Annotated in this window: 8 protein-coding genes; 6 read left to right on the top strand and 2 right to left on the bottom strand. The window is 56.5% G+C overall.

What is annotated here, in order from left to right; genetic code table 11:
• On the top strand, positions 1-522 hold a 522-nt coding region (locus tag HP459_RS06750), incomplete at its 5' end, for a 1-deoxy-D-xylulose-5-phosphate synthase N-terminal domain-containing protein (RefSeq protein ID WP_253939624.1).
• The gene (locus HP459_RS06745) at positions 515-1,468 is read left to right on the top strand and encodes a transketolase family protein (protein ID WP_038416451.1); all 954 of its coding nucleotides are present in this window, start codon (positions 515-517) and stop codon (positions 1,466-1,468) included. The genes HP459_RS06750 and HP459_RS06745, both read left to right, overlap by 8 nt.
• A gap of 109 nt (positions 1,469-1,577) precedes the next feature.
• Here the strand turns inward: HP459_RS06745 and pta are convergent, their stop codons facing one another.
• Complete coding sequence (pta, locus tag HP459_RS06740) at positions 1,578-3,719, bottom strand: phosphate acetyltransferase (protein WP_022648836.1); 2,142 nt, start codon at positions 3,717-3,719, stop codon at positions 1,578-1,580.
• Positions 3,720-3,794: 75 nt separating this feature from the next.
• A complete protein-coding gene (gene ackA, locus HP459_RS06735) occupies positions 3,795-4,997 on the bottom strand; it encodes an acetate kinase (protein WP_022648835.1) in 1,203 nt (400 codons plus the stop codon).
• A gap of 335 nt (positions 4,998-5,332) precedes the next feature.
• Here ackA and yfbV point away from each other — a divergent pair, with 335 nt between their 5' ends.
• From yfbV to HP459_RS06715, 4 genes are all read left to right on the top strand, one after another.
• A complete protein-coding gene (gene yfbV / locus HP459_RS06730; RefSeq protein WP_003861459.1) occupies positions 5,333-5,788 on the top strand; it encodes a terminus macrodomain insulation protein YfbV in 456 nt (151 codons plus the stop codon).
• Positions 5,789-5,881: 93 nt separating this feature from the next.
• Positions 5,882-6,376, top strand: a complete 495-nt coding sequence (locus HP459_RS06725; RefSeq protein WP_008502874.1) for a YfbU family protein — start codon at positions 5,882-5,884, stop codon at positions 6,374-6,376.
• 11 nt (positions 6,377-6,387) lie between these two features.
• On the top strand, positions 6,388-7,047 hold the full coding sequence (locus tag HP459_RS06720) for a sugar phosphatase (protein ID WP_022648834.1): 660 nt from the start codon (positions 6,388-6,390) through the stop codon (positions 7,045-7,047).
• Between the two features lie 75 nt (positions 7,048-7,122).
• On the top strand, positions 7,123-8,955 hold the full coding sequence (locus HP459_RS06715; RefSeq protein ID WP_022648833.1) for an SLC13 family permease: 1,833 nt from the start codon (positions 7,123-7,125) through the stop codon (positions 8,953-8,955).
• The last annotated feature ends 112 nt before the right edge of the window (positions 8,956-9,067 follow it).

Below are 9,067 nucleotides of genomic sequence, written 5' to 3'. Positions count from 1 at the left end.
CGCCTGAAAACACGCGGCGTGGATGCCACCACCGGATCGCTGGGGCAGGGGATCTCCATTGCAGGCGGCATGGCGCTGTCGCACAAGCTGGCAGAAAGGCCAAACCGGGTGTTTTGCATCGTTGGCGACGGGGAGCTGAACGAAGGGCAGTGCTGGGAAGCCTTCCAGTTTATTGCTCACCATCGACTGAACAATCTGACGGTGTTCGTGGACTGGAACAAACAGCAGCTCGACGGCGAGCTGGACGAAATCATCAGCGCCTTCGATCTGGAAGGCAAATTCCGCGCCTTTGGTTTTGACGTGGTGACGGTGAAAGGGGACGACATTCCGGCGCTGCTGGAGGTGACCGCGCCGATCCCTGCGACCGATGCGCGTCCGCGGGTGGTGATCCTCGACAGCATCAAAGGGCAGGGGGTGCCATACCTGGAACAGCTCAGCAACTCGCATCACCTGCGATTAACTGAGGAGAGCAAAGCGGCGCTCAACGAGACGATTCGCCAACTGGAGGCTTCACATGATTAAGGTTGCACCGACAGGACAGAAAGATGCCGTTGAGATGCGTAAGGTCTATGCGGGTTTTGTGGCAAAACAGATTGAGGCCGGGAGCGAGATTATTGCGCTCGAAGCGGATCTGATGAGTTCGATGGCGATGGACGGCGTAGCGCGTGATTATCCACAGCACGTCATCAACTGCGGCATTATGGAGGCTAACGTGATTGGGACGGCCGCCGGGCTGTCGCTCACCGGACGTAAGCCGTTCGTCCATACCTTTACCGCCTTTGCCAGCCGTCGCTGCTTCGACCAGCTGTTTATGTCCCTGGACTACCAGCGCAATAACGTGAAGGTGATTGCCTCGGATGCGGGCGTGACGGCCTGCCACAACGGCGGGACGCATATGTCGTTTGAGGATATGGGCATCGTGCGCGGTCTGGCGCATTCAGTGGTGCTGGAGGTGACCGATGCGGTGATGTTCGAAGATGTGCTGCGTCAGCTTATCGACCTGGAAGGCTTCTACTGGGTGCGGACCATCCGTAAACAGGCGCCGAGCGTCTATGCCCCGGGGTCAACCTTCACCATCGGCAAGGGCAACGTGCTGCGCGAGGGAACCGATATTACCCTGATTGCTAACGGCATTATGGTGGCGGAAGCGCTGGAGGCGGCGCGCCAGCTGGAGCAGGAGGGGGTAAGCGCAGCGGTCATCGACATGTTTACCCTGAAGCCCATCGATCGGATGCTGGTGAAAAATTATGCCGAGAAAACCAGGCGTATTGTGACCTGCGAAAACCACAGCATTCACAACGGGCTGGGGTCGGCGGTGGCGGAAGTGCTGGTGGAAACCTGTCCGGTGCCGATGCGGCGGGTTGGGGTGAAGGAGCGTTACGGTCAGGTAGGCACGCAGGACTTCCTGCAGAAGGAGTATGGCCTGACGGCACATGACATTGTGTCGGCGGCACGAGAGTTGCTGTAATAAAAAAGGCGACCGTTGAATGGTCGCCTTTTTTGCCGGATGGCGCTTCGCTTATCCGGCCTACAAAACCCTGGGCCCGGTAAGCGCTAGCGCCACCGGGCTTTTTAGCTTACTGCTGCTGCGAAGACTGGATCGCCGTCAGCGCGATGGTGTAGACGATATCGTCAACCAGCGCACCACGAGACAGGTCGTTCACAGGCTTGCGCATACCTTGCAGCATTGGCCCGATGGAGATCAGGTCTGCTGAACGCTGTACCGCTTTATAGGTGGTGTTACCGGTGTTCAGATCCGGGAAGATGAACACGGTAGCGCGACCTGCAACCGGCGAGTTAGGCGCTTTAGATTTCGCAACGTCAGCCATTACCGCGGCATCGTACTGGAGCGGGCCGTCGATCATCAGATCCGGACGTTTTTCCTGCGCAATGCGGGTTGCTTCACGGACTTTCTCTACGTCGCTGCCTGCACCAGAAGTACCGGTGGAGTAGGAGAGCATCGCGACGCGCGGTTCGATACCGAAGGCAGTCGCGGAGTCCGCAGACTGGATAGCGATTTCTGCCAGCTGCTCTGCGGTTGGGTCCGGGTTGATCGCGCAGTCGCCATAAACGTAAACCTGTTCAGGCAGCAGCATGAAGAACACGGAGGAGACCAGAGAGCTGCCCGGTGCGGTTTTGATCAGCTGCAACGGTGGACGGATGGTGTTCGCGGTGGTGTGAACCGCACCGGAAACCAGGCCGTCAACTTCGTCCTGCTCCAGCATCAGCGTACCCAGCACGACGTTATCTTCCAGCTGCTCGCGCGCAACGGCTTCGGTCATGCCCTTGTTCTTACGCAGCTCAACCAGGCGGGCAACGTAGCTTTCGCGAACCACTTCCGGGTCAACGATCTCAATGCCAGCGCCCAGCTCAACGCCCTGAGACGCCGCAACGCGGTTGATCTCATCCGGGTTACCCAGCAGCACACAGGTCGCGATACCGCGCTCTGCACAGATGGCCGCCGCTTTAACGGTACGTGGTTCGTCACCTTCTGGCAGAACCACGCGTTTGCCCGCTTTACGCGCCAGCTCGGTCAGCTGGTAACGGAAGGCTGGAGGAGACAGACGACGGCTGCGCTCGGACGTCGCCGTCAGGGATTCAATCCAGTCTGCGTTGATGTAGCCCGCAACGTATTCCTGAACTTTCTCGATACGCTCGTGGTCATCAACCGGCACTTCGAGGTTGAAGCTTTGCAGGCTCAGGGAGGTCTGCCAGGTGTTGGTGTTCACCATGAAGACTGGCAGGCCAGTGGCGAACGCACGTTCGCACAGCTTGCTGACGCGCGGGTCCATCTCGTAGGCACCGGTCAGCAGGATCGCACCGATTTCCACGCCGTTCATCGCAGCCAGGCACGCTGCAACCAGCACGTCTGGACGGTCAGCAGAGGTCACCAGCAGGGAACCTGCGCGGAAGTGTTCCAGCATGTGCGGAATGCTGCGCGCGCAGAAGGTCACGGACTTCACGCGGCGGGTGTTGATATCGCCTTCGTTAACGATGGTGGCATTCAGGTGACGCGCCATATCGATTGCACGGGTGGCAATCAGATCGAAGCTCCATGGCACCGCACCCAGCACCGGCAGTGGGCTGGAATCCTGCAGCTTAGCCGGGTCAACTTTGATGACTTTCGCTTTGGAAGAGTCGTCGAAGATTTCGGACAGGTCAGGACGCGTACGGCCCTGCTCATCTACTGGCGCGTTCAGCTTGTTAACAATCACGCCGGTGATGCTGGTGTTTTTCGCACCGCCGAAGCTGCTGCGCGTCAGTTCGATACGCTCTTTCAGCTGCTCTGGGGTGTCAGTGCCCTGAGACATCACGAAAACAATCTCTGCGTTCAGGGTTTTCGCGATTTCAAAGTTCAGAGACTGGGCAAACTGGTGTTTACGGGTCGGGACCAGGCCTTCAACCAGCACCACTTCAGCGTCCTGCGCGTTTGCGTGGTAGTTGGCGATGATCTCTTCCATCAGCACGTCTTTCTGGTTGCTGGAGAGCAGAGATTCAACGTGGCTCATCTTCAGCGGTTCAGCCGCTGGCAGATTGGAGTTCTTACGAACGATGGAGGTGGTCTGGTCTGGCGCATCGCCACCGGCACGTGGCTGGGCGATAGGCTTAAAGACGCTCAGACGAACGCCTTTGCGTTCCATAGCGCGGATCACGCCGAGGCTGACGCTGGTCAGGCCGACGCTGGTTCCGGTAGGGATCAGCATAATAGTACGGGACACGGTTTATCCTCTTTCGTTACCGCCGCGTTGGGCGGGCTACAAAACAGCACCGCCAGCATTGCTGGCGGTGTGGAATCAGGCAGTCAGGCGGCACGCGTCTTGCGCGATGACCAGCTCTTCGTTAGTTGGGATAACGATAGCCGGGCGGGTGCCTTCTTTGTTGATGAAGCCAGACTTGCCGAAGCGGGCAGCCAGGTTACGCTCGTGATCGACTTCGAAGCCCAGAACGCCCAGTTTGCCCAGGGACAGCTCACGTACCATTGCCGCGTTCTCACCGATGCCGCCGGTGAAGATAACCGCGTCCAGACGACCGTCCATCAGCGCGGTGTAAGAACCGATGTACTTCGCCAGACGGTGGCAGTAAACGTCCATTGCACGTTTAGCGTCAGCTTTTTCTGCGTAGTTGTCTTCAACGTAACGGCAGTCGCTGGTGACTTCGGTCAGACCCAGCAGGCCAGACTCTTTGGTCAGCATTTTGTTGATGTCGTCAACGCTCATGCCCAGGGTGTCGTGCAGGTGGAAGATGATCGCCGGGTCGATATCACCGGAACGGGTACCCATCACCAGACCTTCCAGCGGGGTCAGACCCATAGAGGTATCAACACACTTACCGTTGCGGATAGCAGAAACAGAACCACCGTTGCCCAGGTGGCAGGTGATGATGTTGACTTCTTCAACCGGCTTGTTCAGTACTTTTGCGGCTTCCTGAGTCACATAGAAGTGGCTGGTGCCGTGTGCGCCGTAGCGACGTACGCCGTGCTCTTTGTACAGGCTGTATGGCAGGGCATAGAGGTAAGACTCTTCCGGCATGGTCTGATGGAACGCGGTGTCAAACACGGCCACGTTTTTATCTTTCAGATTCGGGAAGGATTTCAGTGCTTCAGCGATACCGATCAGGTGAGCCGGGTTATGCAGCGGTGCGAAAGACGCAGAGTCTTTGATGCCCTGAATCACAGAGTCGTCGATTACCACGGAGCTGGTGTATTTTTCGCCGCCGTGGACGATACGGTGACCAATCGCAGTCAGCTGAGCAGACAGTTCTGGTTTTTGTGCCAGAATAGTGTTAACGATAAAGTTCAGCGCTTCACTGTGAGCGGCGCCTGCACCTAAAGCCGCTTCTTGTTTGCTGCCGTCCATCTTCCACTTGATACGTGCTTCAGGCAGATGGAAACATTCGGCCAAACCAGAGAGGTACTCATCACCGTTGAGCGCATCGATGATGGCGAATTTCAGTGAAGAGCTACCGCAGTTCAGAACCAGTACTAACTTACTCGACATGGAAGTACCTATAATTGATACGTGGCTAAAAAAACGTCAATGAGTCTAAAGCGTAACGCATGCTGACTCAGACATTTATGATTAACATCATGCCAAACGAACATTCTGGCAGGATGGAAGAAATACCTATGATTTTAAGCCATTTTGAACATTTTTCAGACAATGGCATAATATGCGATAATTTGACGAGTTAACGCTTCTCGTCTACGGCCTATCAGGCTGGCACAGGATACCCGATACGGGGTAGCGATGACAAAATATTTTGAACGTTGTCATAGCCTGTTGTGGTTTTGCACGAAAATTTTAATTTTTATATGTGAAGTTGAGGTACAGCCATGTCAACACCTGAAATCCCGTCCGTGAACTTTTTTAGTCTGTTTCGTCGGGGACAGCATTACGCAAAGACATGGCCGATGGAAAAGCGCCTCGCGCCCATGTTTATTGAAAATCGCACTATTCGCGCCACGCGCTATGCGATTCGCTTTATGCCCCCGATCGCTGTCTTTACTCTTTGCTGGCAAATTGCGCTGGGTGGACAGCTTGGACCTGCCGTCGCGACGGCGCTCTTTGCGTTAAGCCTGCCGATGCAGGGATTGTGGTGGTTAGGTAAACGTTCCGTCACGCCACTTCCGCCTTCTATTTTACACTGGTTTTATGAAGTGCGTGGAAAACTGGAGGAGGCCGGCCAGGCGCTCGCCCCGGTTGAAGGCAAGCCGGATTATCAGGCGCTGGCGGACACCCTCAAGCGCGCGTTTAAACAGCTTGATAAAACATTCCTCGATGACTTGTGATTGATCATCGAAACGACGACCAAAAGAAGGCACAGTAACAATCAGTTACCGTGTCTTTTTTTTTACAGTGCAATGCGCTACAGGAGTCGAAAGATGGAAATGACCCATGCTCAACGTCTGATTTTGTCTAACCAGTACAAGATGATGACTATGCTTGATCCCGATAACGCTGCGCGCTACAGCCGCCTGCAAACCATTGTTGAACGTGGTTTTGGCTTGCAGATGCGCGAACTGGATCGCGAATTTGGCGAACTGAAAGAGGAAACCTGCCGTATCGTTATCGACATCATGGAGATGTACCATGCGCTGCATGTGTCCTGGACCAATCTGAAAGACCAGCAGTCCATTGATGAGCGCCGCGTGACGTTCCTGGGCTTTGATGCCGCGACAGAAGCGCGCTATCTGAGCTATGTGCGCTTTATGGTGAACACCGAAGGGCGCTACACTCATTTTGATGCGGGTACGCACGGCTTCAACGCCCAGACCCCGATGTGGGATAAGTATCAACGTATGCTGAGCGCGTGGCACGCCTGTCCGCGTCAGTACCATTTAAGCAGCAACGAAATTCAACAAATCATTAATGCCTGACGGAGGTGCGTGTGCAGTGTAAAGGTTTTCTGTTTGATCTGGACGGTACGCTGGTGGATTCGCTGCCGGTAGTGGAGCGTTCCTGGTGTCATTGGGCCGACAGGCACGGCATTGACCATCAGGATGTACTGAATTTCATCCATGGCAAACAGGCCATTACCTCATTGCGGCACTTCCTGGCGGGACGTCCTGAGGAAGAGATTCAGGCGGAGTTCAAATATCTGGAGCAGATTGAAGCTACCGACACTGAGGGCATCACCGCGCTGCCCGGTGCGCGCGAATTGCTTGAGCATCTGAATGAAGCGCAGATCCCGTGGGCTATCGTCACCTCCGGCTCGGTTCCTGTCGCGCATGCCCGCCATAAGGCGGCCGGTTTACCGACGCCGGACGTCTTCATTACCGCTGAGCGCGTAAAGCGCGGCAAGCCCGAACCGGATGCGTTTCTGCTCGGCGCTGAACTGCTCGGCCTTGCGCCAGCGGAGTGCGTGGTGGTGGAAGACGCGGCGGCAGGCGTGCTGGCCGGGCTGAACGCCGGAAGCCACGTCATTGCCGTTAACGTCCCGGCGGGGTCCCCCCGGCTGGAGGAGGCAGATTTTGTGCTTAATACTCTGACCGCCATCGACGTCTCGAAGGCATCAGACGGCGTTGTAACCGTCTCGCTAAAAATGTAATCCCATGATATAGCCCCGCATTACCGGGGCTTTTTTATGGCAGAATTGCTTCTCCTCCACTGACAAGGACATGTTGTGAACGGTGAACTGATTTGGGTCCTGAGCCTGCTGTTAATCGCCATCATTCTTTTTGCCACGGGCAAGGTGCGCATGGATGCCGTCGCCCTGTTTGTGATTGTCGCGTTCGTTCTGAGCGGTACCCTTTCCCTGCCGGAAGCCTTTTCCGGGTTTAGCGATCCCAACGTTATTTTGATTGCCGCCCTGTTTATTATTGGCGACGGGCTGGTACGCACCGGCGTGGCGACAATGATGGGGTCGTGGCTGGTTAAAGTGGCGGGCAGCAGCGAAACCAAAATGCTGATTTACCTGATGCTGACGGTCGCCGGACTGGGTGCGTTTATGAGCTCGACGGGGGTCGTGGCCATCTTTATTCCGGTTGTGCTGAGCGTCTGCATGAGGATGCAGATCTCCCCGTCGCGGCTGATGATGCCGTTGAGCTTTGCCGGGCTCATCAGCGGCATGATGACGCTGGTCGCGACCCCGCCGAACCTCGTCGTAAACAGCGAACTGATCCGTGAGGGGCTTGAGGGGTTTAGCTTTTTCAGCGTCACGCCGATCGGGCTGGTTGTACTGGTGATGGGCATTATCTATATGCTGTTGACCCGTTTCGCGCTGAAAGGGGAGAAGCAGGACAAAGCCAAAGAGGGCTGGAAGCGGCGAACTTTTCGCGATTTGATCAAAGAGTACCGTCTGACCGGGCGCGCCCGTCGGCTGGCTATCCGCCCCGGTTCGCCGATGATAGGCCAGCGGCTGGACGACCTTAAGCTACGCGAACGCTATGGCGCGAACGTCATCGGGGTTGAGCGCTGGCGTCGTTTTCGTCGGGTAATCGTTAACGTGAATGGGGTGTCAGAGTTTCGCGCGCGTGACGTCCTGCTGATTGATATGTCCACCGCGGACGTGGATCTGCGAGAGTTTTGTAGCGAGCAGCTGCTGGAGCCGATGGTGCTGCGCGGCGAGTATTTCTCCGACCGGGCGCTGGATGTGGGAATGGCCGAGGTGTCGCTGATCCCGGAATCGGAGTTATTGGGCAAAACCGTGCGCGAAATCGGCTTTCGTACCCGCTATGGCCTCAACGTGGTGGGCCTGAAGCGCGATGGCGTAGCCCTTGAAGGGGCGGTGGTGGATGAGCCGATCCTGCTCGGGGATATCTTCCTCGTGGTCGGCAACTGGAAACTGATTAGCCAGCTCGGGCAGAAAGGCCGCGATTTTGTGGTGCTGAATATGCCGATTGAAGAGAGCGACGCGTCACCGGCGCACAGTCAGGCGCCCCATGCGATTTTTTGCCTGGTGTTGATGGTCGCGTTGATGCTGACGGACGAGATCCCTAACCCGGTGGCGGCGATAATCGCCTGTCTGTTAATGGGCAAATTCCGCTGTATCGACGCCGAAAGCGCTTACAAAGCGATTCACTGGCCAAGCATCATTCTCATCGTTGGGATGATGCCCTTCGCCCTGGCGCTACAGAAAACCGGCGGGGTGGATTTGATCGTAAAAGGCTTAATGGACGCGGGCGGGGGATATGGTCCGTACCTGATGATGGTTTGCCTGTTCGTCATGTGCGCCACCATTGGTTTGTTCATCTCCAATACCGCAACGGCGGTGCTGATGGCGCCTATTGCGCTGGCGATGGCAAAATCGATGGGCGTTTCGCCCTATCCGTTTGCGATGGTGGTAGCGATGGCGGCGTCCGCGGCATTTATGACGCCAGTATCTTCCCCGGTCAATACCCTGGTGCTGGGGCCGGGAAACTATCGATTCAGCGATTTTGTAAAGCTGGGCGTGCCGTTCACCGTGCTGGTGATGCTGGTATGCGTGGTGCTGATTCCGGTGTTATTCCCGTTCTGAGAACATCGCCGGGTGGCGGCTACGCCTTACCCGGCCTACGTGATTCGTAGGCCCTGCAAGCGCAGCGCCGCTGGGCGAAAAACTACAGCGGCGAATCCTGACTGAGCTCATC

The organism is Enterobacter sp. CM29 (assembly GCF_013179605.1).
Lineage (GTDB): Bacteria > Pseudomonadota > Gammaproteobacteria > Enterobacterales > Enterobacteriaceae > Enterobacter > Enterobacter intestinihominis.
This window is presented reverse-complemented; position numbering and strand designations above follow the sequence as displayed.